The sequence below is a fragment of the Thiovibrio frasassiensis genome (genome assembly GCF_029607905.1).
Classification (GTDB): Bacteria; Desulfobacterota; Desulfobulbia; order Desulfobulbales; family Desulfurivibrionaceae; genus Thiovibrio; species Thiovibrio frasassiensis.
Map to the genome: position 1 here is coordinate 2,177,532 of NZ_JAPHEH010000001.1, position 24,936 is coordinate 2,202,467.

Consider the following 24,936-nt stretch of genomic DNA (forward strand, 5'->3'; position numbering starts at 1 on the left):
GTCAGTGTCCTTTTTCGCTGGCCAGCATTTTGAGAATCTCGTTGATGCGGTTCAGTTTCCGGGCGGCACTATCCACGGCGTCAATAAGTTCCTGTATGTCCTTGAAGGGCTTGAAAAAGATATCGTTTGCCCCATAGCGGAAAGCGTTGAGGGTGTTGTTGATTGTGATGTAGCCGGTGATCATGATGACCTGGATGGTGCCGTTGTAGTTTTTGATTTTTCGCAGTAGGGAGAGGCCGTCCAGCTCCGGCATCATGATGTCGCTGATCACGATGTCGAAATGTTCGTCCTCGATCATCTCGTAGGATTTGACCGAATCGTTGCAGGTCGTCACCTCATAGGGGGTTTCGGCGAATGCCCTGGCAAGGGCCTTGAGGATGCTGGTCGAATCATCGACGATGAGGACTTTGTATTTTCTGGCCATCTGCTGTGCGTCCTTGCTGGATATCATTTTGAAAAATCAGCTCAAAAAAAATGGGTGCCCCATATGGCTTGCTTTCCCGTGGCGATTGGGCAAACAACTGTAAAGAGGCCCGGGGCGGCAGCTTGTGTTTTGAAAAACAGGCAAGCCATAGGGACATCATAGGGGTATTTGGGAAAATGGAGCAAGGGAAAAAAGCTTCGGGGGAAGTGGGGTATGGGGCAAACGAATCCTTGCCGTGCCGGACAGCGGCCCTACCAGAGGATGTCTTCCCAGTGCTGTTCGGTTGCGGACCTTTGTGCCTGCTCGGCGATGGTTTTCTTTTCTTGCGGGGTCAGATCGAGGGAAAGGATGTTGTCGGGATTGGCCGGATCAAGGAGGCAGGCGGTTTCCAGTGCGGCCCCAATTGTATCCAGGACATGGAGAACGTTATGGGCAAGGGAATCCGTGCTTCTTCCTGTCAGGGCATTGATTACAAAAAGCTCAAGGTAAAAAGAGGGCCAGGCAAGCTGATGGACGTGCTGCCAGATCTTGATTGCTTGGATCTCGCGAAACCGATCTGATTTGGCGACAGTCTCCACGTGAAGAGCCAGGTCGGTTTGTCGGCAGGAATCGGACTGCAGCCAATAGAGGTCATGATAGTTGTCGAAGCCGGCTTGGGCCCGGCCGGGGATCAAATCGAGGTCCATGCCGTGGATGGAGATAGCAATGGCGACATTCTTACGGCGGGGATTCCAGCCATGCAGCGCGGCCAGGGTGAAAAGCTCGTCATAAATTTTTTTCAATGTCCCGGGCATCTCGGGTTTTAAGGAGATAAAGAGGTCAACGTCGGTGATCCCATGCACGGCGGTCTGTTTTGCGTAAGCGCCGGAATACGAGAGGTCGGACAACCAGCCGCCTGCCCAGCGCTGTATTTTCGGGGCAATGCGTTTCGCCGCCTGTTCGGCAGAAGATTCCGGCCCACGCAGCACTTCATATTTTTTGAGGATGGAGAGGATGTAATCGTCGCCCGTCATGCGATTTCCCGTGTTGGTTGTTGGTATCGCCCTCGGTAGATTGGGCGAACATCTTTTTTAAAGAAATTCTTTTCGGCCGGCGGGTTACTCCCGAAACTTATTTGTAGTACTGTCGGCTGGGCAGGATGTCAATCCCGCTTTTTGGCAATCACATACGAAGATGCCCATCCATCCAGGTTTTTTTAGGAAAAGAGGGGGAGGTTGAGTTTGAAAAAGAGATGCTGACTGAAACGGGTAAGGGTTTTCTTCGCAGCATCTCTCTCGCCGTTTCCCCTGGCGGAATTGGTGCGGTCTACCTGGAGACGAGAGCGTTGGCAGCCATTCGCTGTTTGATCTCCTGCAGAAGCTGGTAAGGGACGCGGATGGTTTTGCTGTTCCCGCCCAAGGGGGTGACGGAATGTTTGTCGCCGTGATAATCCGTGCCGCCGCTGAGGAGCAACCCGTGTTGTGCCGCGAGTTTTTGCAGGAAGCGGCAGACCTTTTGGGAATGGGTGGGGTAGATGGCTTCAAGCCCGGCCAGCCCGTAACTTGAGAGTTGCGCTACAAGGGCGGGGATTTTTTCAAAGCTCGGGTCCAGGTAGAGCGGATGGGCGAGCACCGCCAAGCCGTTGGCTGCGGAAATCTGGCGGATCACTTCCTCCGCCCGGGGTTTGTCATGTTCGACATAGGCCGGAGCGCCGCGCTTGAGGTAACGGCTGAAGGCATCCTGGGTGTTCTTGACCAGACGTTTTTGCGTGAGCAGCCGGGCGAAGTGGGGGCGGCCTATCTGCTCTCCGGCAATCTGGCTCAGTTCCTCGTTGCTTATGGCAATCCCGAGAGATTGGAGACGGTCGATGATCCCCTGGTTGCGGTTGCGTCGGGCCTCTTGCAGCCGGGCAACAAAGGCGAGGAGCTCGGGATGTTTATGGTCGAAGCCGTAGCCGAGTATATGGAGTGAGGCTCCATCGAGGTCGCTGCTGATCTCGATGCCGGTGATAACCTCCACGCCGGTGACGGTGCTTTGGATAAGGGCTTCGGCAAGGCCGGTGACCGTGTCGTGATCGGTGAGGGCGATGGCCGCAAGTCCCCGGCGGGCGGCAAGGTTCAGCAACCCGGTCGGCGTGAGCAGTCCATCAGAACAGGTTGAGTGGGTATGCAGATCGATGAAGGGCGTCATTTTTAAAGAAGTTATTTGCCCGTGGCTTTATTTTTTTGCGTGGAGTAATTTTACTCAGCTCTATATACTAGCATTACCGGTGCATAATTGCTGTATGGATGAGCCCCTCTTTCCCGGGCTTGTCATTGCTTAGATATTCAACCTGCTGATTACAGGAGATTTTTGCATGGCTCAGATCGATGCTTTTTTTAAATTGATGAACGAACAGGGCGCCTCGGATTTGCATATGGTTTCCGGCCAACAGCCGATCCTCCGTATCCGCGGCGAGATGGAGCGGGTCAAGTTCAAGGTGCTTGACAACGATGAGCTCAAGGCGATGCTCTATGAGATCGTTTCCGAGGAAAAGGTGAAGGTTTTTGAAGAGACCGGGGATGTGGATTTCGGCTATGAAATCCCCGGACTTGCCCGCTACCGCGGCAATCTCTTCATGCAGAAATATGGAATCGGCGCGGTATTTCGTGAGATTCCCAGCAATATCCTGGGTTGTGAGCAGTTGGGTCTGCCCCAGGTGGTTTCGCAGCTCGCCACCCTGCCAAAGGGAATGGTGCTGGTCACCGGCCCCACCGGCAGTGGTAAATCAACCACCCTGGCCGCCATTGTCGATCAGGCCAACAAGCTCCGGAAAGACCATATCCTGACCATCGAAGATCCCATCGAGTTCGTGCACAAGAGCCAGAACTGCATCGTGAACCACCGGGAGGTGGGGCTGCATACCCAGTCCTTTTCCGCGGCTCTGCGCGGCGCGCTCCGTGAAGACCCGGACATCATCATGGTCGGCGAAATGCGCGACCTGGAAACCATTTCCCTTGCCATGGAAGCGGCCATGACCGGGCATCTGGTCTTCGGAACCCTGCACACCTTAAACGCCAACAAGACCGTGGACAGGATCATCGAGATATTCCCTTCCAGTCAGCAGGCCCAGGTCCGTTCCACTTTGGCGGATGCCCTGAAGGCCGTGGTTTCCCAAACCCTTTTCAAGCGGGTGGATATCAAGGGGCGCTGCGCCGCGCTGGAGATTCTGATCTGCACCCCGGCGGTGCGCAACCTGATCCGGGAAGGCAAGACCTATCAGATCCCTTCCGCCATGCAGACCGGGAAAAAATTCGGGATGCAGACCCTGGATGACGCGATCATGGAGTTGATCAAGAAAGGCTGGATTTCCGGGGATGATGCGTACATAAACTGCATTGATAAGAGCAAATTTGTCCAGTTTCTCAAGAAGCCGCCCACGGATTTCACCGATGCCTAAAGGGGGATCGTAACCCCTTGTTCGGGCCGGGGGGGCTGCAGCCAGTAGCGCATGCCGCAACCGGTTAATTGGCTGCCACTCCTTTTTCTGAACCATTGGTGGGCCGATAGGGTTGGGCGGTTATGGTTTTTCCGTCAGTGTGGAAAAAAACAGTCCCGTGGTGGGCCGTTGAGAATATCTCGGTCCCGGAGCCCGAGACCTGTGGCGGAGGAAATGGCACTTTTCTGCCCGTCGAAACGACGCAGTATCTTGGGGAGACATTCTCCATGAACCGGGCGCTGCCTGACGATCTCAGCCCATGGTGGGGCATCAGCAGGACGTCGGCCTTGAGCAGTTCTTCCTTGTCCAAGATGTATTCTTCGTAATCCTTCTCGATATCCCCTGGAAAAAGAAAGGTACTGTGCCCATAGTCCAGGCGCAGGACCAGCCCCCTGTTGTTCGGGTTAGCCGTGGATTTTTTTTCGTCACCAATTGGCTCATGTTTCCCTGCAAGGGCCAGATTGGCCAGGCAGGTGAGGGCAAAGTCATTTTTTCCCACGGCCAGCACCTGGTTTGGCCTGGCAATCCGGATTTGACAACCTGACTGTGCAGCCTCTCGAAGTACAGCACTATAGCCGGGTTCCTGCGCGGTGGTTTCGCTGAGCCAGAGAACTTCTGGCTGAAATCTTTTGATGATAAAGGGCAGTCCGTTAAAATGATCGGCATGGGGATGGGTAAGAATGATTGCTTCCACCCGTTTGATCTGTCGGTGCCATAAAAATGGCGCGATCACCCGTTCGCCCACATTGAAAAGATCGTCGGGCGGGCCGCCGCCGTCGATGAGGATGACGCGGTTGTCGGGTTGCTCCACCACCGTGGCACTGCCGTTTCCTACAGCCAGGAAGGTGAGATGGCTTGAGTTGTTCTGCCATTGCGGCAGGGGTGTGTGACCGGAAAGCAGCAGGGCGAAGCAGGCAAGCAGGGAGAGGATGGAAAGTGGGCGGTTGGTACGGAAGAGGAGAAGGAGGAGCGCGTAGGCACCGATCAGCATGGGAATGGTCGGCGTGGGGAGCCAGAAGGAGGAGAAAGGCAGTCCGGCAAGCAAGCCGGTCAGCGCGTGGGAGCCCTGGATGCCAAGACCGCCGAGCTGCAAGAGAAGTAGCGCGATCGTTGAGGAAAGCGGCTGAATGAGTATGGCGATCAGGCCGAGGGGCAGGGTCCAAAAGCAGAGAAGGGGTGTGCTCAGCAGAGTGGTAATGGGCCCCAGCATGGAAATTCTGTTGAAATGGAAGAGGGCGAGCGGGGCAGTGGCAAGAAAGGCGGCGCTGGAGATGAAAAGCCCGGAGATGATGAGGTGTTGCATGCGCTGCCGGGCAGAGTGGCGATCCGGCTGGGGATGCCAGGCTGCGAGCCGCGGCAGGGTGAGGATTATTGCTGCAGTGGCGGCAAAGGTGAGCTGAAAAGAGGCGGTGTGGATGGAGAGTGGGTTGTAGAGAAGGATACAAAAAGCGGCAATGGCAAGGTTGTTCAGGCTTGACCACTGGCGATCCAGGAGCATGGCGGTCATGAATACCCCGATCATGATAAGGGCCCGTACTACCGGGGGGTGAAAACCGGCAAGACCGGCATAGAGCAAGAGTACGGGAAAGGAGCAGGCCAGGGCGATCTTGGCCGCAGGCAATCGCAGCAGCAACCAAGGGAATCGACCGGCCAAAAAGCGAAAAAAAAGCGTGCTCAGGAAGGCGACAACCGCAAGATGGCTGCCGGAAATGGCAAGAAGGTGCATGATGCCGGTGGCCCGGTACATCTCCAAGACTTCCGGGGAAAGGGTGCTGCTGTCGCCAAGGAGGAGGGCTTGATACAATGCGGCGGTGTTCGGGGTAAGATTGGCATAGAGAAAGGCCGCAAACTGTTGGCGGAATCGCTCAAGAAAATAAGGGCTTAGTAGGGGGAATCTCCTCTCGGCACGAGGGGAGATGGGTTGGATAAAAATGGGGCTGGCGACCCACCCTTTGACCATGATCTCTTTGGCGGCAAGATAGCCGGCATAGTCAAACACGCCTGGGGTTGCCGGCTTTTCCGGCAGCGAAAGCCTGGCGCGTACCAGATAGTCTTGGCCGGGGACCAGCCCCTTCAGCAGTGGGGCGTTGATCGTAAGGGTGGCGCGGCCTGTTGTCGCAATGGGGGCTTCGCTTGTAGGGAGTAGAGCGCTGTCTGTCTCAAGGATGATCTGGGTTTTCTCGTGCCGGAAGATAGGTTTCTCGATCAATTTTCCGGTTAGGCTCATCTCCTGTTGTTCGCTCATAAGGCGGACAAGATGGTGGGGTGGTAGATTTGGGTTTAGGAAGGATTGGGTGTACAGTAGGCCGCAGAGAAAGAAGAGGGGCGGGAACAGGGCAGGGAGCAAGAGGCGTGGTTGCCGCTGTCGGAGCAGGGCAAGAACGGCCAGGCTGGTGGACAAGAGGGCAGACCACCAGAGAAAGGCAGTGGTCGTTAGCCAGTCGCCTCCTGCGGCCATTGCTCCGGCAGCAAAGGGCAGGAGCAAGGGAAGGAGCGGATTGCGGTCTGTCTGGGGCAGCATCTGGTTTGTCTGCTAACTCCCGGCTGGAAAATGCTCAGCCGGCGGGAGCTGATCATTTTATTGGGGCATGTTGCTGCCTGTGCAGGGCTGGGAAAACGATCGGGCTGCTAGTCGAGAAAATGTTTGAGCTTTTCCCGTCTGCTTGAATGGCGCAACCGATTGAGCGCTTTTTTCTCGATCTGCCGGATGCGTTCCCGCGATACGTTGAACCGTTTGCCGATTTCTTCCAGGGTGTATTCCGCATCCTCGCCAATGCCGAAGCGAAGACGGATGATTTTTTCTTCCCGGGTGCTGAGGGTGTTGAGGATGCTGGTAACCCGGTCGGAGAGCTGCTGATTTTGCACAGCCTCGTAAGGTGAAACCGATTCCTGGTTTTCCAGAAAATCTCCCAGGGTGGAGTCGTCGTCGCCCACCGGGGTTTCCAAGGAGATGGGTTCCCGGGAGGCTTCCAGGATCGCGAGGATCTTGTCCATCGGCAAGCCGGTTTTCTCGGAAATCTCAATGGGGGTCGGCTCGCGGCCCAGTTCCTTGAGGAGCGAGTAAAACGCCTTGAAAAACTGACTCCTGAGTTCGAGAAAATGCACGGGCAGCCGGATGGTTCTGGTCTTGTCCAGGATGGCGCGGGTGATCGCTTGTCTGATCCACCAGCTGGCATAGGTGCTGAATTTATTGCCCTTGGTATAGTCAAAACGGAACACGGCCCGCATCAAGCCGAGATTGCCTTCCTGGATAAGGTCGGCCAGAGTAAGGCCCTGATGCATGTAGCGTTTGGCGATGCTGACGACAAGGCGAAGATTGGCCTTGATCATGGCATCCTTGGCAATCTCGATGGAGCGGTGGAACATTTCCAGCTTGCAATGCATCTCCTGCAGCTTCTTGTTGCGCGGATGCATCTCGCAGGCCTTGACAATGGCGCGCATCATGAAGTTGAGGTGCTGTTTTTTTGGCTTCAGGGTTGGATCGCGTTTTTCCCAGAGGTCAATGCGTTCAACCAGTTGGGCCAGTTCCTCGGTTCCGTGCTGGTCCTGACGAACCGAGCGGATAATCGCATCAAATCCCTCGCGGATACTCTTGCTGTATTTTTCTTCTTCCTGCGGGGTGAGCAGTTCGAACTTGCCCATTTCCCTGAGATAGGTGGTGGTGGTTTCTTCCGGCTCGGGGCTATCCTCTTTGGAAACAAGGGCGGCGGCATCCATGAGTTTGTCGTCGTCATCGTCCAGAGGAACATCGTCGTGCTGACCGTCCCCGCTCCCTTCCCAGGTTTTTCCGTCGAGGGTTTTTTTCTTGCCGGATTTCTCCTGGCTGACTATTTCGATATTGTTCTCGTTGAGAAAATCGAAAATTCCGTCAATGGATTCAGCATCCTTGCCCTCGGGAATCAGGTCGTTCAGGAAAGAGAGGGTTACACATCCTTCATCTTTTCCGGCTTCGAGTAGTCTGGCTTTTATATCGGCAGGCACGGGCTAACCTCTCCTGGTTTCAAAGTATTCTTCCTCTTGCGAGCAAATACTGGGTATTATTTGACCGGGGCAGAAAACTTGATACTATACAAATAGTATCAGGTGATGGCAAGAGAAAGTGAGTGAAAAAATAATAATATTTTTTTTGCGGTGTTCTGGGGTTTGTGAAAAAAATGTTGACACTTGGCAGATTAGTCAATAGTATTCCGCATCGCATACGAGTAATTCATGCACATACCCTTCCTGTTTATTTACTAAGGCCAAGATAATCCGAGAATATACATCATCCTCTGACCCAAATTCTCGAAAAAAACCTGTTCAATTTCACATATTGCTCTCTGTAAAATTTTCGTTTCAGCGAAGATAATCAGGTATTCCGTCAGGTTGCTGGTGGTGGTTTTTCTGGTTTTTTCGTGGTCCTGCGAAAACAATTCAAAAAATTTTTATTTCAGAATTTTTCTGTCGTGACGGAGCCGGGCCCCAGATATTCTGCGGCACCGTTGTTTGCCACGTTGAGGTCTGACTTTTTTATATTGCCGGGGTTCGCCGCGGTTCAAACTATACAATATTTTTTAACTATACATTATTGAGAGAGTTTCCGTGAGATGGAGAAAGGGATTGCATGAACTTATCTGAACTGAAATTGATGAAAATCACCGAGCTTACTAAGCTTGCCAAAGAGCACCGTATCGAAGAATACAGTGCCATGCGCAAACAGGAGCTGATTTTTGCTATCCTGCAGGCTGCTGGCGGGCAAGCTGAAAAAAACGGAGAAAACTGGGGCAGCGGGGTACTCGAAGTGCTCCCCGATGGCTTCGGTTTTCTCCGGGCTCCGTATTACAATTATCTCCCGGGTCCAGACGATATCTATGTTTCCCCCTCGCAGATCCGGCGGCTCAATCTCCGTACCGGCGATACCATCGAGGGTCCGGTGCGCACGCCCAAGGAAGGGGAGCGCTATTTTGCCTTGCTCAAGGTTGACAGCGTCAACTTCGATCCGCCGGAAAAGGCCCGGGATAAAACGCTCTTCTCAAACCTTACCCCCTTGCACCCCCAGGAGCGGATAAATCTTGAGCGGGAATCGGACAATTACTCCATGCGGATCATGGATATCATGTCTCCCATCGGCAAGGGTCAGCGCGGCCTGATCGTTGCGCCGCCCAGAACCGGCAAAACCGTCTTGATCAAGGATATCGCCAACAGTATCACCAAGAACCATAAAGAGATCATTCTCATTGTCCTCTTGATCGACGAGCGGCCCGAAGAAGTCACCGACATGGCCAGGGGAGTCGATGCCGAGGTGATCAGTTCCACCTTTGATGAGCCGCCCCAGCGCCATATCCAGGTGGCTGAGATGGTGCTCGATAAGGCCCGTCGTCTGGTGGAGCACAAGAAGGATGTCGTGATCCTGCTAGACAGCATAACCCGTCTGGCCAGGGCCTATAACACGGTGGTGCCGCCCAGTGGCAAGATTCTTTCCGGCGGTGTTGATTCCAACGCCCTGCATCGTCCGAAGCGTTTTTTCGGCGCGGCGCGGAACATCGAAGAGGGCGGCAGTCTGACCATTCTTGCCTCCGCCTTGATCGAGACCGGCAGTCGGATGGATGAGGTTATTTTCGAAGAGTTCAAGGGCACCGGCAATATGGAACTGGTTCTCGACCGGAAGATCGCGGACCGGAGAATCTTTCCGGCCATCGACATGAACCGTTCCGGGACCAGGAAGGAGGAGCTCTTGCTCACGCCGGAAGAGTTGAACAAGGTCTGGATCTTGCGAAAACTCCTGGGTTCGATGAACCCCATCGATGCCATGGAGTTTTTCCTGGCCAAGATGAAGGGGACCCGTTCCAATGCCGAATTTTTTGATTCAATGAAAGGCGGTTGATTTTGCCGGAGCTGTAATTCCTGGCTTGCAAAAAAAAGAATTTAGAGATATATATCACTGTTTTTGTTTGTCTGGTTTATTACGATTGCCCGTCTGGGCTGTGTAGAATGGATTTTTTGTTAATTTAATGGAGGTTTCTGTCCATGAAAGAAGGCGTGCATCCCGAATATAATAAAATCAATGCTCTCTGCGCTTGTGGCAATGCAGTTGAACTTGGTTCGGTTCTCTCTGAAATAAAAGTGGAAATCTGTTCAGCCTGCCATCCGTTCTTTACCGGTAAGCAGAAGCTGATTGACTCTGCTGGTCGGATTGAGAAGTTCAATAAAAAATACGGCAAGACATCCGCCGAATAAGAAAAACTTGTTTTTTCTGTGTTGATGACGCCTTTGGGCCATCCCTGTTAGGGGAGATGGGTCAGGGGCGTTCCTTTTTTGGCGGGATGATCATGTTTGTTGAAATCGCCAAAAGCCGCGATTACAACGGTTGCCTTTTGTGCCATTTGATTTTGTGCAACGGACCTGTGGCCTTTTCCCCTTTATTGCGAGTTCATCATGTTTGCCCAACTTGAAAATGTTGCAGAACGCAAGCTGGCCCTTGAGGCCAGACTTTCAGAGCCACAGTTGGCAAGTGACCAGGCCGAATTCCGTCGGGTGGCCAAAGAGCATGCCCATCTGGCAAAACTTGATGAGCTGTACAGCAACTACAAGAAGGTAAACAAGGAGATTGCCGAGAATCGACTTCTGCTTCAGGAAGAAGACGACAGCGAGCTCCGGGATCTTGTCCGGGCCGATCTTGGTGAACTGGAACTCCGCCAGGAAGAATTGATTAAGGAACTTCGGGTGGCTCTGCTTCCTAAAGATCCCAATGATGATAAAAACACTCTTCTTGAGATCAGGGCCGGTACCGGCGGGGATGAGGCCGCCCTTTTTGTCAGCGATCTCTTTAGGATGTACAGTCGTTTTGCCGAGCAGCAGGGGTGGAAGGTTGAGGTGATGACCAGCAATCCCACCGGAATCGGGGGGTTCAAGGAAATCATCGCCTTGATCAGCGGAGATCATGTCTACAGTAAATTAAAATATGAGTCCGGCGCCCATCGGGTACAGCGTGTTCCCGAGACGGAAACACAAGGGCGGATCCATACCTCTGCTGTAACCGTTGCGGTTTTGCCCGAGGCGGAAGAGGTTGAGCTTGATATCAGCCCCAACGAACTGCGGTTCGATGTGTACCGCTCCACCGGTTCCGGCGGGCAGAGCGTCAATACTACCGATTCGGCGGTTCGCGTTACCCATTTGCCCACCGGGTTGGTGGTGACCTGCCAGGATGAAAAATCACAGCATAAAAATAAGGCCAAGGCCTTGCAGGTTCTTCGCGCCCGGCTCCTCGACAAGATGCAGCGCGAGCAGGACGAGTTGATGTCCGCGGACCGCAGGAGTCAGGTGGGCAGCGGTGACCGGAGCGAACGCATCCGGACCTATAATTTTCCCCAGGGCAGGGTCAGCGACCATCGGATCAATCTTACCCTGTATCAACTCGATGATATTTTGATGGGAAAACTTGACGATATCATCGATCCCCTCACGGTTCATTTTCAGACAGAAGCCTTGCAGATCATGCAATAAAGCGTGCTCCGTTCAGGCGGCCTCCCCGCTTTTCCCGAATCGGTAGATCCGTCCATGATTCTCAAGCAGCTATATTTAGAGAGCGTCCAACGTCTTGCCGATGCCGGTGTTTCCGAGCCGGAAATCGAAGCCGCGCTTTTGCTGGGGCATGTGCTGAACTATACCCGCAGCCAATTTTTTCTTGCCCTGGAGCAAGAAATCCCCTCGAATCAGCATTCTCTTTTTGAGAAGCTCCTTTCCCGACGTCTTCTCCGGGAACCATTGGCCTACATCACCGGTGAGCAGGAATTCTGGTCGCTTCCTTTCACGGTTTCCCGCAACGTTCTCATTCCCCGTCCTGAAACCGAGGAGCTTCTGGAAAAGGTTTTTGCCACGGTGCGTCAGGATGGCCTGCCACCTGGCCCGCTCCTGGATTTGGGGGTCGGCAGTGGGGCGATTACCGTGGTCCTTGCCCGTGAGCTTGCGGATCGTCAGGTTTTTGGGGTCGACCTTTCTCTGGATGCTTTGACAGTTGCCAGGGGAAATATCGGGCGCCATCAGGTGCAGCCAAGGGTCTTTTTAGTCAACGCTGACTGGTTGACCGCCTTCCGGCAGGAAAGAAACTTTGCCCTGGTGGTCTCCAATCCGCCTTATATAGACGCCACGGCAATGGAGACGCTGCAGCCGGAGGTAAAGGATTTCGAGCCGCATCGCGCTTTGCACGGAGGCAGTGATGGCCTTTCCGATATTCGCGCTTTGGCGGCGCAGGTTCATCCGGTAATGGTGGCCGGGGGGTTGTTTTTTATGGAGATCGGTGCGGATCAGCGGGAGGCGGTGCTGAAAATCTTTTCTTCTTTTCCCGAATATGATAGGTTGCAGGTCCATTCTGATCTGGCTGGTTTGCCGCGTATTTTCCAGGCCCGTCGCTGCTGAATTATGTCGCTGCCTTTTTTGCGATTTTTTTTATAAGAGAGAACTTCATGGACAAGATAGTTATAGAAGGCGGGTATCCCCTGCACGGTGAAATTGCGGTGAGCGGCGCTAAAAATGCAGCCCTGCCTCTGATGGCCGCCTGTCTGCTGAGCGGTGAGCCGATAACCCTGCGCAATATGCCGGATCTTCGTGATACCCGGACCTTTCTTACCCTGCTCGAATCTTTCGGGGTTACCTGGCAGAAAGACGGTACGGTGCTGGTGCTTGATGCCTCAAGCATAACCAACTGCGAGGCTTCCTACGAGATGGTGAAGACCATGCGGGCCTCGGTCTTGGTTTTAGGGCCGCTTCTCGCCCGCCACGGCACGGCGCGGGTTTCCCTGCCCGGCGGCTGCGCCATCGGTGCCCGGCCCATCAATTTTCATCTGCAGGGGTTGGAAAAACTCGGTTCTAAGTATGAATTGGCCCAGGGGTATGTCGATGCCAAGGTCGAAGGAAGGTTGCAGGGGGGGACCGTCTGTTTTGATATTCCTTCCGTCACCGGCACCGAGAATATCCTCATGGCCGCAACCCTGGCCGAAGGCGTTACCATAATCAAGAACGCGGCCCGGGAGCCGGAAATCGGCAATCTTGTCGATCTGCTCGTCGGCATGGGGGCGCGGATCAAGGGGAAGAATTCCGATACCCTGGTGGTTGAGGGGGTAAAGAAACTGCATGGGGCCGAACAGGAGGTCATCCCGGACCGGATCGAGGCAGGAACCTATCTTCTCGCCGTTGGTGCCGTGGGCGGCGAGGCCACGGTGACCCAGTGCAACCCCCAGCATCTGCCCTCCCTTCTTGAAAAATTACGGGGTGCCGGGCTTTCCATCGAGGAGGGCAAGGATCGCATCCATGTCGCTCGCAAGGGGCCCATTAAAAGTGTGGACATCAAGACCATGCCCTATCCTGGCTTCCCCACGGATTTGCAGGCTCAGATCATGGCACTGATGACCTTGAGCGATGGCTTAAGCGTGATTGCCGAAACCATCTTCGAGAATCGCTTCATGCATGTTGCCGAGCTGCGACGCATGGGGGCGGACATCAAGGTGGACGGCCACAGTGCCATCGTCACCGGCACGGGTCGGTTGAGCGGGGCACCGGTGATGGCCACGGATCTTCGGGCCAGTGCCTCCCTGGTCATTGCCGCTCTTGCCGCCGAGGGAGAGACGCATATCTCCCGAGTCTATCATCTGGACCGGGGCTATGACGATCTGGTTGGTAAACTCACCCAGGCCGGGGCCCGGATCAGGCGCGAAAAAGAGTAAGCGTGCGGCAGCAGCGAAGCGGCGCTGCTGCGCGGTTATATTGCAGGGATTGCGCCACGGTTTTTTCTCCCCGGTGACCGCTTACCCCGGCAGGATAATGGTTACGGTGGTGCCTTCCCCTTTTTTGCTCGCGATGCGAATTGTTCCCCCGTGTTCGTCGATGATTTTGTAGACCATGGCCAGCCCCAGACCGGTGCCTTCCGCTTTGGTAGTAAAATACGGGTCCATGACCCGTTCCATAATATCCTCAGCGATTCCGCAGCCCGTATCCCGTACGCTTATTTCCACGGTGCCCGGCCGGGTTCCCGCATGCGCCGACACCTGTAATTCCCCGCCGTGCTCCATGGCCTGCAAGCTGTTGAGATAGAGGTTCAGCAGAACCTGATTGAGACGGTCCTTGTCCAACCGCACCTGTTTGCGTTTCAGCGCAATTTCGTGGTGCACGGCAACGCCCAGTTCCTTTGCGTCACTCTGGATGAGCTTGAGCGACGCTTCAATAAACGGTTCGATCTCAACCTCGGCGATGGCCAAGGGGAGCGGGCGGGCATAGGTGAGCAGTTCGGTGATGCTGCGGTTGAGCCGTTCCACTTCGTCGATCAACAATCTGGCCGCCTCTCCTTCCTCGCTGGCGGTGGGAAAACGGGAGCCCAGCAGGGTGGCAAACCCTTTGATGGAGCTCAACGGGTTTCGTACCTCATGGGCAACGCCGGCGGCCATCTTGCCCAAGGAGACAAGGCGGTCATGCCGCCGGACCTGGGCTTCGAGTTTTTTGATCTCGGTAAGATCGTACATGAGCATGACCTTGCCGATGGTGTTGCCCTGGCCATCAGTAATGGGAACGGAGCTGATCTGCAGGTGATAGGGCGCTGAGGAATCCGGCGGCAGGAGAATCTCTCTGTCGATGACCTCCCCAACATGTTCTTCCGGCGGGAAGAGTTGCTGGATCTGCGGCAAAGCTGAGGCTTGCAGCTGACCAATGGTCTGTTCCGGGGGCTTTCCGGTAAACCTTGCCGCCGTACTGTTGAAGGTCTGGATATATCCTTCGGCATTGGTTGCGATGATTCCCACGGGCAGCCGGGAAATAAGCAGGTCGGTAAAGGCCTGCATGTTCATCAGGGTTTTTTGCGATGAGCGGTAGCTTTGCGCGGTGAGCAACGCGATCCAGCCGCCAATCGCCACCAGCAGCAGGGCGACGGACATGTACAGCATGTGGAATCGGTCCTGTTGGATAATCTTATCCTGTTCTGTCATGTCCAGGCCGACAATAATGGCGAGATTTTCTCCGGGCAGCCAGGTGCCAGCTCCTGGCGGAAATTGGCAGGATGCAGGGTTTCCCTCCATTTGGTGTGGGGGAGGCCTTTTTTCTCCCTGCAGCATGGCTTGCCGATGCCGTTTGAAAAAATAACCACCGCCGCGCATGAAAGGTTTGAACGGCGCCACGATTTCGAAGACCTTTTGTTTCGTTCCCTGGACGTTGATGATTTGGTATTTGCCCACGGGCGGAAGCTCCGTCTCGCCAGGCAGGGGATGGTCAAAGGTGGTGCCCACCCGAGTCGGGGTGCTGTGGGCTACGATTTTGCCTTCGCTGTTGGCAACCGCGATATAGATGATGTTTGATTCCCCGGCGGCCTGTTCGATCAGGTGCTGGAATTGTTGGGTGTTCGGGGAGCCCATCATCATCATCGAGGCCCTGGTGCCTGCGCCGATAAAACGGATTATGGCCTGTCCTTTGTTGAAAAGACTTTCGGTCATGATCCTTTTTTCCCGCTGAAGATTATTGACCGCAAAGAAAATAACAATACCAATGAGCATGCCTATGGCGGTGGCCAGAATCCAGGGAGAGGCATAGGCAAAGGGAGAGGTAACTATCTTGGTCTTTTTTCTCATTATGTTTAATCCCAAAGGGTTATCTGTCTCGGTATAGGGAAGATGTTCCTTGTTATGAAACCATTATTATGACGTACAAGCAATTATTGTTCCGTCTCACCTGCTTGAAAAATCCCGCTACAAGCCTATCTCTTTCTTCTCTTTTCGTTTGCAATCTTCCGGTTGGGTAAAAAATAACCAAGCAGCACCCTGGCATTTGGATAAATACTATCCAGTTCCTTGTCCTTGTTCTGGTTGGTTGACTGCCCATGGTGGAGGTTTATATTTTTAATCCGTTATTTCAAGATGTTAGCTTTTTTGAATACTGGTGGCATGGATGTTGTAATGAGACAGGATACACAGAGAAATTGTTACAACCCATTTATTCAACCCAGATGTTTAGGAGGCTCAAAATGAAAAAGACATTACTTACCGTTGCCGCAATAGCTACGATCGGTCTGGCCGGCTATCAGTTTGCCGAGGCGCAACCCATGGGGGCTGGCGCAGGCATGGGGCCTGGCGTTGGGATGATGGCTGGTCAGGGCCAAGGTCAGGTGCAGATGAGTGAAGAGGCTTTAAAGGCCAGGGAGAAATTTTTTAGCGAAACCACGGAACTGCGCAAAAAGATGTTTTCCAAGAGGACGGAACTGGATGCGGTCTTGAGCGGGGAAAAGCCCGATGAGAAAAAGGCGGCCAAGCTCTCTGAGGAGTTGTTTGACATCCGAAACGAGATGCACAAGAAGGCTCAGGAAGCAGGGTTGGCCGGGGCAGGCTTTGGCCCAGGTCTGTGTGGTGGCCCTGGTGGTGGACAGGGCATGGGCTATGGTCCCCACCATCGCTCTTGGCGGTAGTTTGTAGCGTGTGTTGAGATTTTTCTTCTTCTCCGGGTGGACTTCATTGTTGAAGTCCACCTATTTTTTTGGCAACATTTTAAGCGAGTAGATGTGGGGTGAAGGTGCAGCTGGATGGACTTTCGAAAAAATGGGGGTCAGTTATTTTTTTTTAACTGTCGCTCCTGGTGGCATTTTGTTTCCTGCACCATGTCGTTGAGCAGGGCCAATCGTGCTGTTTCGACTTGTTCGTATGGAAGCTCAAGAAACAGGGCGATGTCGGAGATTTCGAGACCGGCACCGAAATGTTCTTCCGCGATGATGATCTTGAGGAAATCATCTTTAATAAAAGTCTTTATCTCCTGACTGACATCGGCCAAGGTATCGCAGGCATGGTCGTAAGTCCGTCCCTGTGACAGTGCTTCACGAATTTTTTTCACAGCGCGTTCGTATTCATTGTGCATGATGGCAGTAAATTGGTCATACTGTTTACTATTGGAAAAGGACATGATGTTCTCTCTGTTTTTTCGGGTCGAGACATGTATCTGCGTTGTGGGATTGCCTGGGAAACGGCATTGACGAGTATCATAAGATAGTTAGGCGAAAACAGCAAAAAAAATATGGAAGAAAATGAATTTGCTGGGTTGGCGCTGCAGGGAAATTTTTTAAAGGAGGCGTGCGTGTAGATAATGGCGACGAAGAGTAGGGCGCATCTCCTGGCAATCATGCTGTTTTTCTTTTTACTCTGTTGCTTTTCCGCCTTTTCCTTTGCTTGGGCGGAGGGCATTATTGACGCCGATGGTTTTCTGGTGGTGCGTGTTCCTCCCCGTGCAACAGTGATGATAAAGCCCAGTATCCCGCCGGATGATGCGTTGTTGCAAACCGCCTATGGTGGGGGAGAGACCTTGCGCTATACGGTCAGCTGGTATGGCATAAAGGCTGGGGAGCTCGTTATGCATCTCAACAAGATTGCCGGCAGTCAGGAAGACTTTTCCATTGATGTCACAGCCAGGAGTGCGGGGGTGCTTGCGGTATTTTATCCGGTAGAGGACCATTTTCTTACCATCGTCCAGGGGCGGATGCGGTTGCCACGCCGTCATGAAATGCAGCAGAAGGAGGGGCGCCGGGTCAATAGCAAGCTTACCCTCTATGATCAGGAGCGGTTTCGGGTGAGCCATCGTAAAAATAATGACCCCCCTGATGAGTATCAGTTGGAGGGGACGATGCAGAACGAGTTTTCCTCGTTTTTCTTCATGCGGGCTGTGTCGTTTGCTGGTGAGAGCCCGGTGATTGTTCCGACCTTTGCCGATAAAAAACGGCATGAGGTGGTTGTTACCCTGGAAGGAAAGGAAGAGCAGGATTGCTTGCTGGGGAAGAAAAAGACCCTCCGGGTGCAACCGCATCTGCAATTCAAGGGGCAGTATGAAAAGGTTGGGGATCCACTGATCTGGTTTACCGATGACCCTTGGCGAATTCCGACAAAGATACAGGCGAAGATTGTTATCGGTTCTCTGACCGCGGAGTTGGTAGAATACACAGGACCGGCCGGAGATTTTACCCTTACAGGCACTCCCAAAGAATTGCCTCGATAATCTCCGGCGGATACTCGTTGAGTCGCCACAACCTCGCCTGTGCTTTGGTGTTGGCGGCCAGGGTCGGGATATCTTTCTGCGAAAGGCCCAGGTCTCCAAGCGAGGTGGGGGCGGCAATTTTTTTCAGCCATTCGCGAAAGAGGCGGATGCCCTCCTGGGCGAGGAGCTGTGGGGTTGCCTCGGTTACTCCAAAAACCTGGGCGGCAAAGAGGGCTAGGCGGGCCGGGTTTTTTCTGGCGGCAAACCCCATGGCCCCAGGGAGGATTGCCGCGAGCCCGGCGCCGTGGGGAATATCGTGCAGGGCGCTGAGGGAGTGTTCGATCAGGTGGAAGGGAAATCCGACCCGGCCCAGTCCCGCGGCGCTGATGCCGTTTAAGGCCAGAGCGCTTGCCCACATGAGTTCGGCCCGGCTCTGGTAATCCCTGGGGTTGGCCAAGGCGGTCTCGCAGGCAGCCATCAAGGTTTGCATGAGTCCGGTGCTGTAATGATCCTGCAAGGGTGCAAAGGTTTCTTCCCGGCTCAGGTAAAATTCCAGCAGATGGCTGAAACCGTCCACTGCCCCGAAGGCGGTGGCGGCAGGCGGAACGCTGAAGGTGACCGTCGGGTCCAGAATGGCGATCTTGGGAAAAAGATAGCGGTTGCCGATCCCGATCTTTTGCCGGGTTGTTTCATTGGTGAGGACCATGCCGTTGTTTGTTTCAGAGCCTGAGCCCGCGACTGTGGGCAGGGCGATAATCGGCAGGGCATTCTTGATGCTTTTCTTTCCCTTGAAAAAACCCCAGACATCGTGAGCTGCCAGGGCTCCGGCTGCAATGGCCTTGGCGCTGTCGATGACACTGCCCCCGCCCAGGGCGACAATGACCTCTACCCTGTTTTTTTGTGCAAGGGCAACGCCTTGTCGGACATGGCCCAGGATGGGATTCGGTTGCACCCCTGCATGCTCGGTCACTTCAATTCCTGCCTGGCGCAAGGAATGGTGGACAGCCTGGTAAACCCCCAGATTTTTCAGGCTCTCGCGGCCGGAGACGAGCAAGGCCTTGCACGCTACGGAACGGGTGCGTTCGCCGGTCTGGTCAAGGGCGTGCCGGCCGAAAATGATCTGGGTTGGGTTGTGATAAACAAAATCGTGCATACCGGATCAGCTTGGTGAGCAGTCGGCCACACTGTTGGTCAGGCGGACAAAATCCTCAATGGTCAGCCGTTCGGCGCGAGTTTCCGGATTGATCCCAGATTGGCTGAGCAGGGTAGATACCTGTTCCCGCGACAAGCCGTTGATCATCCCCGCACTCAGGGAGTTGCGCAGGGTCTTTCTTCTTTGCCCAAAGGCGGCATTGACGATGCGCCGGAGCAGTTTCCGGTCATGGGGAGGGAGCTGTGCCACCCTGGTGGGCACAGGCTGAAAGGTGATCCGCACCACCACCGAGTCGACCTTGGGGCGCGGGTGAAAATTGCCTGGGCCAACCTGCATGATGATTTTCACCGAGGCGCAACCGGCAAGGAGTACGGAAAGAACCCCGTATTCCTTGGTGCCCACCGCTGCGGTAAGCCGTTGCCCTACCTCTTTTTGCAACATGAGGACCGCAAAATCGAGGGATTCGTAGTTCTCAATGAGTTTAAACAGCAGCAGGTTGGAGATGGAATACGGAAGATTGGCCAGGATTTTCAGCGGGCCATTGGTCTGTGCCGCAAGCCCAGGAAAATCGGCCTTGAGAAGATCCTGGTGGATGAGGGTGACGTTGGCGGGCAGATCCTGCTGCTCGCGGTGGTAGGCAATGATCCCGGCATCGAGTTCCAGTCCGATGACCTCCTTGACCCGTTCGGACAGGGGGAGGGTCAGGGAGCCCAGGCCAACCCCAAGCTCCAGGACCGAATCGTCCGGGGTAACGCCGGAAAGCTCGACAATGCGCTCCGCAGTTTGTCGGTGGACCAGGAAATTTTGCCCCAGTTTTTTACTGGGGGCCAGCTGGTGCTCGGAGAGGATTTTTTTTATGGGCAGATCGTTGGTCATGGCGCTCATGTCAGAATATGTTTTTCCAGCCGCTTCTTGCGGAGCGTACTGAAGAATTTGAAGGAAAGAATATACCCGCCGCAGGCAACCGGGATTGCCATCAAAACGCCACCCAAAAGCATGACCGCCGTAGCTTCAAGGCCCAGTTGTTTGAGGAGGCTGAGGGTTTGTCTGAAGCCCGCCCCGGAGGTAAACAGGGCCAAAAGGGTTTGTATCCGCTCCCAGGAAAGCAGTCCGGGAAGCAACCAGCTTCCAAGCCGCCAGGAGAAATAATATTGTGGCAGCCAGGTAAGGGGGTTGCTGATCGCTGTCGCGGCAATAAGGGCAGCAAGGATGTTGCCCCTAAGGGGCCAGGCAAGGATGATGATGAGCGCGGTGTGCAGGGGAAGGGTCGGGGTAGTGCCGACAAAAAGGCCAATGGATACGCCCAGCGCCAGGGAGTGCGGGTCTCCCTGTAAACGGAGAAATTTCAGGTAATAGTATTTTGCGGCGCGGCTCGGCTTCATGGCTCTGAGGGGACCTGCTGGGCAATGGGCGAAGTTGCACCAGGAACTGGGCCTGGATGGAGAACAGGCGAGCGGGAATAGGCATCGGTCTCAAAGGAGGTCGTGGCTTTTTCGGCAAAATGATAAAAGCCCGCCAGGGCGATCATCGCGGCATTATCCGTACAGAGCTCCAGGGAGGGCATGAAAATCTTGATGCTTCGTTCGGCGCCAAGGGTTTGCAGTACGGAGCGCAACCTGGAATTGGCCGCCACTCCTCCGGCCAGGACGACGGTGGATATCCCGTGGCTTTGTGCGGCCTTGAGCGCTTTTTTGCACAGGACCTCCACCACGGCCTCCTGAAAAGAAGCGCAGACATCGGGGATGTTGACCGGTTCGTCTTTTTGCTGGTGCTGGTGGACATAGTTTGCCACCGAGGTTTTCAGGCCGCTGAAGCTGAAATCGAGACTGTCCGGTCCAAGCCAGGCGCGGGGGAAGGGGATCGCCGCAGGGTTTCCTTGCTCGGCCAGGCGGCTGATAACCGGGCCGCCCGGGTATTGGAGGCCAAGAATCTTGCCCACCTTGTCAAAGGCCTCGCCTGCCGCATCGTCACGGGTTCTTCCCAGGGTCTGGATGGTGGTGTGGTCCTGGACCAGGAAAATACTGGAATGTCCTCCGGAAGCGACCAAGGCGATATAGGGGAATTCCGGCTGTTCTTTCTCCAGAAAAGGAGAGAGGAGGTGCCCGACAATATGGTCAACCCCCACATAGGGGATGCCTTTGACGGCGGAAATGGCTTTGGCGAAGGAGAGACCGATGAGTAGTGAGCCGACAAGCCCAGGCCCCTGGGTGACCGCCAGGCCGTCAAGGTCGTCAAGCGTTACCCCTGCTTGGCTGAGGGCCGCCGCCACCACCGGATAGATGTTTTCCAGATGATTCCGGGAGGCAAGCTCCGGCACCACGCCTCCGTATGGGCTATGGACCGCGATCTGGGAGTTGATGACATTGCTCAACAGGGTGTGGCCGTCGCGAAGAACTGCGGCGGCAGTTTCATCGCAGGAGCTTTCAATGCCGAGGATGAGCATGAATCGTGTTTCCCTGGTAAGCCGTTGGAAGAGAAATTGCCACTTCAGTGGCAAGAACGGCATAAGAAGTCGTAACGGAATGGTAAAAAAAACAATAATTATTCCGCAATGGCTCCTAAATTTTAAAAGTGGGCGTGAAAGTTGCAAAATGACGATTGACGAATGCTCCCAGGCATCGTAGTCTTACGTACTCCATTATGTAGCAGGAAAGTCGGAAAAAATCAAAAATTGATGCAGGCGGCGCAGAAGATTGCCCCCGGACAGACGAGTTCGGACTCCCGGCCAGGGATCGTTTCCGTTTACCGCCGGCCTTATTTAAGATATTACCCATGACGAGCATGACAACCAACCACGGACAATATGCAGTGAAGCAAGCAGCAACCCCTGGGCCCCTGGCTGAAGAGACTCTTTCCTCGCAACCCCGGGGAGAGCGACTGACGGACATGTTTGCCCGTTCTATCAGTTATTTGCGGATCTCCCTCACCGACCACTGTAATCTCCGTTGTCAGTACTGTACGCCGCAGGAAGGGCAGATCAAGTTGGCAAACGAGGAGTTGCTGCGTTACGAGGAGATTCTCCGGGTTGTGCGTCTGGCCGTTTCCCTTGGCATTGAAAAGGTTCGCTTGACCGGCGGCGAACCCTTGGTCCGGCGGGAGGTGCTCCCCTTTATCAAGGCGTTGGCCGAGATTCCGGGGCTTACGGATATCCGCCTTACCACCAACGGCGTTTTATTGGCCGACCATGCCGAGGCCTTGCAAGCCGCCGGGATCAGCAAGCTGAATATCAGTCTTGATACCCTGCGCCCGGAGCGTTTTCATCAGATTACCGGGGTTGATGCCTTTGCTCGGGTTTGGGCCGGGATCACTAAGGCCAGAGAGCTTGGCTTTTCGCCGATCAAATTGAATATCGTTGCCCTGAAGGGGGTAAACGATGACGAGTTCATTGACTTTGCCAGGATGACCCTCACGGAGCCGCTACAGATTCGTTTTATCGAGTTCATGCCCATTGGCGGGTCGTCTCTCTGGGATAAAGAGAAATACATCAGCTCCCAGGGAATCATGGAACTCCTCAAGCCCTTGGGGGTGCTTGCGCCGGTGGAGGCGAAGCGTATGGACGGCCCTGCCCGTATTTTCCGGTTACCAGGGGCTGTCGGCAGTGTCGGTTTTATCAGTCCCATCAGCCATCATTTCTGCGACCGGTGCAACCGCTTGCGGCTCACCTCGGAAGGCAGGCTGCGTTCCTGTCTCTTGTCCGACCAGGAGACCGATCTTCGGGAAAGCCTGCGCAGCGCGGCAAGCGATGCAGAGATCAGGGAGCTTATTGTCGCGGCTATTCTGAATAAGCCGAAGGGGCATACCATTTCGCCGGACGGCGGGGGGAGCTGCCACGGGCAGATGTCGCGGATCGGGGGATAAAGACGAGGCTTAAAGAAAATGGTGCGCAGAGTAAGGCGTTGCCCGGCTTACTCTCCCACCCGGGGGTAGGACCCCAGCCATTCGAAATACGAGCAGATTTCCTTCAGTTTTTCACAGCCATCCCGGACAATCTTCTCCTCGATATGCCCCAGCAGGTCGATGAAGAATAGATAGCGCCCGGGTTCATCCTTGACCGGACGGGACTCGATCCGGGTCAGGTTGATGGAGCGTTGGGCCAGGATGCTCAAGGCATCATTCAGGGCGCCCGGTCGGTCCAGGAGACTGACCAGCAGAGAGGTCTTGTCCTTGCCGCTTCTTGAGGGCGACTCCTTGCCGATGAGCAGAAAACGGGTGGTGTTCCCCCGGTAATCCTCGATTCCTTTCACCACACTCTGTAACTGGTAGGTGGTAATGGCCAGTGAGCTGGCGATCGCTGCCACCGTTGGGTCTTCCGCCGCCATTTTTGCCGCGACGCTTGTGCTGAAAACATCCTTGATCGTGACGTTGGGCAGATGTTTTTTCAGCCATTGCCGACACTGGGCAATGGGTTGCGGGTGGGAAACCACCAGCTTGATGTCCTCCAGATTTCCGGACTTGTTGACCAGATTGTGGATGATGCCGAGGTTCAATTCCCCGCAGATCTTGACATTGTACTTGATAAAGGAGTCCAGGGTCGAGGTGACTGCGCCTTCGATGGAGTTTTCCACCGGGACAATGCCGTATTGGGTTCTGCCCCGTTCTACCTCGTCAAAGATATCCTCAATGGTTTCCATGGGGAGATACTTGGCGGCGTGTCCGAAGTATTTCACTCCAGCCAGATGGGAAAAGGTCGCTTCCGGGCCAAGATACGCGACTTCTGCCTTTTTTTGCGAGAGCCGGCAGGTGGTGATGATTTCGTGAAAGATGCTCAGCAGGGGCTGCTCGGGAAAGATCCCGTTGTTTTCCGCCAGCAACCGTTCAAAGATCTGACGTTCCCGCAAGGGATCCCATTTGGCCTTGTTGTTCTGGTCCTTGAGTTCGCCGATTTTTTTGGCGCAGAGCAGCCGGTTTTTGAGAAGCTCCAAAAACTGGCTGTCGATGGCATCGATCTGCTGGCGGACATCGGCCAGGGTGAGGTCTTTCTTGTTTTTCATAATGAGCGTGCTGGTTTTTGCGAGCCGTGTTTGTCTAAGAAGTTTGGTTAATGTTTCATACCGGAGCAAGGCCATGGTGCTTTCATCAGTCAATAGCCCTGGGTACAGTGACTTTCTTAATCGTATCCAGTGAAAAATAAAAGGGAAAAGTTCTCCCCCCTCGCCAGGGGCCGGTTTGCTTTCTGGAAAGTCGCCAGGGATGGGGATTATCTGTTTGCTTCTCTTGGTGGATCATGTATAAACTTGTTAGTATTATTTTCTTGTCTTTGCAGGAACCGCAACCCATATCGCCTCAGTTTGAGTGAGAAATACGAACAATTGCTTCCCGGGCCGGATGGATCATGAAAGTTAAAAATTGCATGCAAAAAGACCTGATCACCATCGGCAAAAAAACCTTGCTGCAAGAGGCGGGGGCGTTGATGAAAAAACATTCCATCCGCCATCTGCCGGTGGTGGAGGATGATCAGCTGCTCGGCTTTATAACGGAAAGCGATTTGCGCCAGTATTCTTTTCCCTCGCAGGAAAAGGACATCTATGTCCACGAGGTGATGGTGCTGAATCCCATTACCGTCAACCTCAATGCCAGCATTGAAAAGGCTGCCCGCCTCATTCACGATTACAAGATCGGCGGCTTGCCGGTTCTTGACAAGAAAAAACTGGTGGGGATCATCACCGCCATTGATTTGCTCTCGGCCTTCATCAACATGATGGGTTTGTTACGGGATTCCTCGCGGCTGGATGTTCTGGTCGGCAAGGTTGGCGGGGTCGAGGATGTAACGAGAATCATTAAAGCACACGGGTGTGAGATAATCAGCGTGGCAACTGAAAGTCATTCTTCCCGGCGGAAATTATATTGCTTCAGGCTGGAGAAGGGTGAGTTGGACAAGGCGATTGACGCCCTGGAAGAAGCCGGTCACAAAGTTGTTTCGGTGGTGGATTAACTTTT

22 protein-coding genes are annotated in these 24,936 nt (G+C 54.3%); 10 read left to right on the forward strand and 12 right to left on the reverse strand.

Annotated features, from left to right (window positions below; genetic code table 11):
• Nucleotide 1: 1 nt before the first annotated feature.
• The 3 genes from OLX77_RS10235 to OLX77_RS10245 all read right to left on the reverse strand — a co-directional run bounded on the left by OLX77_RS10235 (nt 2) and on the right by OLX77_RS10245 (nt 2,593).
• Nucleotides 2-424 carry a response regulator gene (locus OLX77_RS10235; protein ID WP_307633500.1) on the reverse strand — a complete coding sequence of 141 codons (423 nt, stop codon included), beginning with the start codon at nt 422-424 and terminating at the stop codon, nt 2-4.
• Between the two features lie 251 nt (nt 425-675).
• Nucleotides 676-1,437, reverse strand: a complete 762-nt coding sequence (locus OLX77_RS10240) for a nucleotidyltransferase family protein (protein ID WP_307633501.1) — start codon at nt 1,435-1,437, stop codon at nt 676-678.
• Between the two features lie 292 nt (nt 1,438-1,729).
• The gene (locus OLX77_RS10245) at nt 1,730-2,593 is read right to left on the reverse strand and encodes a PHP domain-containing protein (protein WP_307633502.1); all 864 of its coding nucleotides are present in this window, start codon (nt 2,591-2,593) and stop codon (nt 1,730-1,732) included.
• A 166-nt stretch (nt 2,594-2,759) separates the two neighbouring features.
• On the opposite strand from OLX77_RS10245, the gene OLX77_RS10250 reads away from it, so the two are divergent.
• Nucleotides 2,760-3,842 carry a type IV pilus twitching motility protein PilT gene (locus OLX77_RS10250; protein WP_307633503.1) on the forward strand — a complete coding sequence of 361 codons (1,083 nt, stop codon included), beginning with the start codon at nt 2,760-2,762 and terminating at the stop codon, nt 3,840-3,842.
• Between the two features lie 64 nt (nt 3,843-3,906).
• On the opposite strand, the gene OLX77_RS10255 is transcribed toward OLX77_RS10250, so the two are convergent.
• Both OLX77_RS10255 and OLX77_RS10260 read right to left on the reverse strand, forming a co-directional pair.
• A complete protein-coding gene (locus OLX77_RS10255) occupies nt 3,907-6,402 on the reverse strand; it encodes a DNA internalization-related competence protein ComEC/Rec2 (protein ID WP_307633504.1) in 2,496 nt (831 codons plus the stop codon).
• A 107-nt stretch (nt 6,403-6,509) separates the two neighbouring features.
• Nucleotides 6,510-7,862 carry a sigma-70 family RNA polymerase sigma factor gene (locus OLX77_RS10260; protein ID WP_307633505.1) on the reverse strand — a complete coding sequence of 451 codons (1,353 nt, stop codon included), beginning with the start codon at nt 7,860-7,862 and terminating at the stop codon, nt 6,510-6,512.
• A 622-nt stretch (nt 7,863-8,484) separates the two neighbouring features.
• On the opposite strand from OLX77_RS10260, the gene rho reads away from it, so the two are divergent.
• The 5 genes from rho to murA all read left to right on the forward strand — a co-directional run bounded on the left by rho (nt 8,485) and on the right by murA (nt 13,579).
• Nucleotides 8,485-9,744, forward strand: a complete 1,260-nt coding sequence (rho, locus tag OLX77_RS10265) for a transcription termination factor Rho (protein ID WP_307633506.1) — start codon at nt 8,485-8,487, stop codon at nt 9,742-9,744.
• Between the two features lie 143 nt (nt 9,745-9,887).
• Nucleotides 9,888-10,097 (forward strand): 50S ribosomal protein L31, encoded by a 210-nt coding sequence (rpmE, locus tag OLX77_RS10270; protein WP_307633507.1) that lies wholly within the window; start codon nt 9,888-9,890, stop codon nt 10,095-10,097.
• 198 nt (nt 10,098-10,295) lie between these two features.
• Entirely contained in the window at nt 10,296-11,363 is a 1,068-nt protein-coding gene (prfA, locus tag OLX77_RS10275) for a peptide chain release factor 1 (RefSeq protein WP_307633508.1), read from the forward strand.
• A gap of 54 nt (nt 11,364-11,417) precedes the next feature.
• Nucleotides 11,418-12,275 (forward strand): peptide chain release factor N(5)-glutamine methyltransferase, encoded by an 858-nt coding sequence (gene prmC, locus OLX77_RS10280; RefSeq protein WP_307633509.1) that lies wholly within the window; start codon nt 11,418-11,420, stop codon nt 12,273-12,275.
• Nucleotides 12,276-12,322: 47 nt separating this feature from the next.
• A complete protein-coding gene (gene murA, locus OLX77_RS10285; protein WP_307633510.1) occupies nt 12,323-13,579 on the forward strand; it encodes a UDP-N-acetylglucosamine 1-carboxyvinyltransferase in 1,257 nt (418 codons plus the stop codon).
• Between the two features lie 81 nt (nt 13,580-13,660).
• Here murA and OLX77_RS10290 read toward each other — a convergent pair whose 3' ends face one another.
• Entirely contained in the window at nt 13,661-15,466 is a 1,806-nt protein-coding gene (locus OLX77_RS10290; protein WP_307633511.1) for an ATP-binding protein, read from the reverse strand.
• A 392-nt stretch (nt 15,467-15,858) separates the two neighbouring features.
• Here OLX77_RS10290 and OLX77_RS10295 point away from each other — a divergent pair, with 392 nt between their 5' ends.
• Nucleotides 15,859-16,296: a periplasmic heavy metal sensor gene (locus tag OLX77_RS10295; protein WP_307633512.1), complete on the forward strand. Its 438-nt coding sequence runs from the start codon at nt 15,859-15,861 to the stop codon at nt 16,294-16,296.
• A 137-nt stretch (nt 16,297-16,433) separates the two neighbouring features.
• Here the strand turns inward: OLX77_RS10295 and OLX77_RS10300 are convergent, their stop codons facing one another.
• On the reverse strand, nt 16,434-16,784 hold the full coding sequence (locus tag OLX77_RS10300; protein ID WP_307633513.1) for a hypothetical protein: 351 nt from the start codon (nt 16,782-16,784) through the stop codon (nt 16,434-16,436).
• Nucleotides 16,785-16,964: 180 nt separating this feature from the next.
• Here OLX77_RS10300 and OLX77_RS10305 point away from each other — a divergent pair, with 180 nt between their 5' ends.
• Complete coding sequence (locus tag OLX77_RS10305; RefSeq protein ID WP_307633514.1) at nt 16,965-17,867, forward strand: DUF3108 domain-containing protein; 903 nt, start codon at nt 16,965-16,967, stop codon at nt 17,865-17,867.
• Here OLX77_RS10305 and OLX77_RS10310 read toward each other — a convergent pair.
• From OLX77_RS10310 to tsaD, 4 genes are read right to left on the reverse strand one after another with little or no spacing between them, the layout of a single operon-like run.
• Complete coding sequence (locus OLX77_RS10310; protein ID WP_307633515.1) at nt 17,836-18,999, reverse strand: iron-containing alcohol dehydrogenase; 1,164 nt, start codon at nt 18,997-18,999, stop codon at nt 17,836-17,838. The genes OLX77_RS10305 and OLX77_RS10310 overlap by 32 nt on opposite strands.
• Nucleotides 19,000-19,005: 6 nt before the next feature.
• On the reverse strand, nt 19,006-19,884 hold the full coding sequence (gene rsmA, locus OLX77_RS10315; RefSeq protein WP_307633516.1) for a 16S rRNA (adenine(1518)-N(6)/adenine(1519)-N(6))-dimethyltransferase RsmA: 879 nt from the start codon (nt 19,882-19,884) through the stop codon (nt 19,006-19,008).
• Nucleotides 19,881-20,381, reverse strand: a complete 501-nt coding sequence (locus tag OLX77_RS10320; RefSeq protein ID WP_307633517.1) for a DUF2062 domain-containing protein — start codon at nt 20,379-20,381, stop codon at nt 19,881-19,883. The genes rsmA and OLX77_RS10320 overlap by 4 nt, the downstream gene beginning before the upstream one ends.
• Nucleotides 20,378-21,442: a tRNA (adenosine(37)-N6)-threonylcarbamoyltransferase complex transferase subunit TsaD gene (gene tsaD, locus OLX77_RS10325; protein ID WP_371877508.1), complete on the reverse strand. Its 1,065-nt coding sequence runs from the start codon at nt 21,440-21,442 to the stop codon at nt 20,378-20,380. Before tsaD ends, OLX77_RS10320 begins: the two co-directional genes overlap by 4 nt.
• Before the next feature lie 329 nt (nt 21,443-21,771).
• Here tsaD and moaA point away from each other — a divergent pair, with 329 nt between their 5' ends.
• Entirely contained in the window at nt 21,772-22,857 is a 1,086-nt protein-coding gene (gene moaA, locus OLX77_RS10330) for a GTP 3',8-cyclase MoaA (RefSeq protein WP_307633519.1), read from the forward strand.
• A 47-nt stretch (nt 22,858-22,904) separates the two neighbouring features.
• Here moaA and pheA read toward each other — a convergent pair whose 3' ends face one another.
• Entirely contained in the window at nt 22,905-23,990 is a 1,086-nt protein-coding gene (pheA, locus tag OLX77_RS10335; protein WP_307633520.1) for a prephenate dehydratase, read from the reverse strand.
• A 341-nt stretch (nt 23,991-24,331) separates the two neighbouring features.
• Here pheA and OLX77_RS10340 point away from each other — a divergent pair, with 341 nt between their 5' ends.
• The gene (locus OLX77_RS10340) at nt 24,332-24,931 is read left to right on the forward strand and encodes a CBS and ACT domain-containing protein (RefSeq protein ID WP_307633521.1); all 600 of its coding nucleotides are present in this window, start codon (nt 24,332-24,334) and stop codon (nt 24,929-24,931) included.
• Nucleotides 24,932-24,936: the final 5 nt, after the last annotated feature.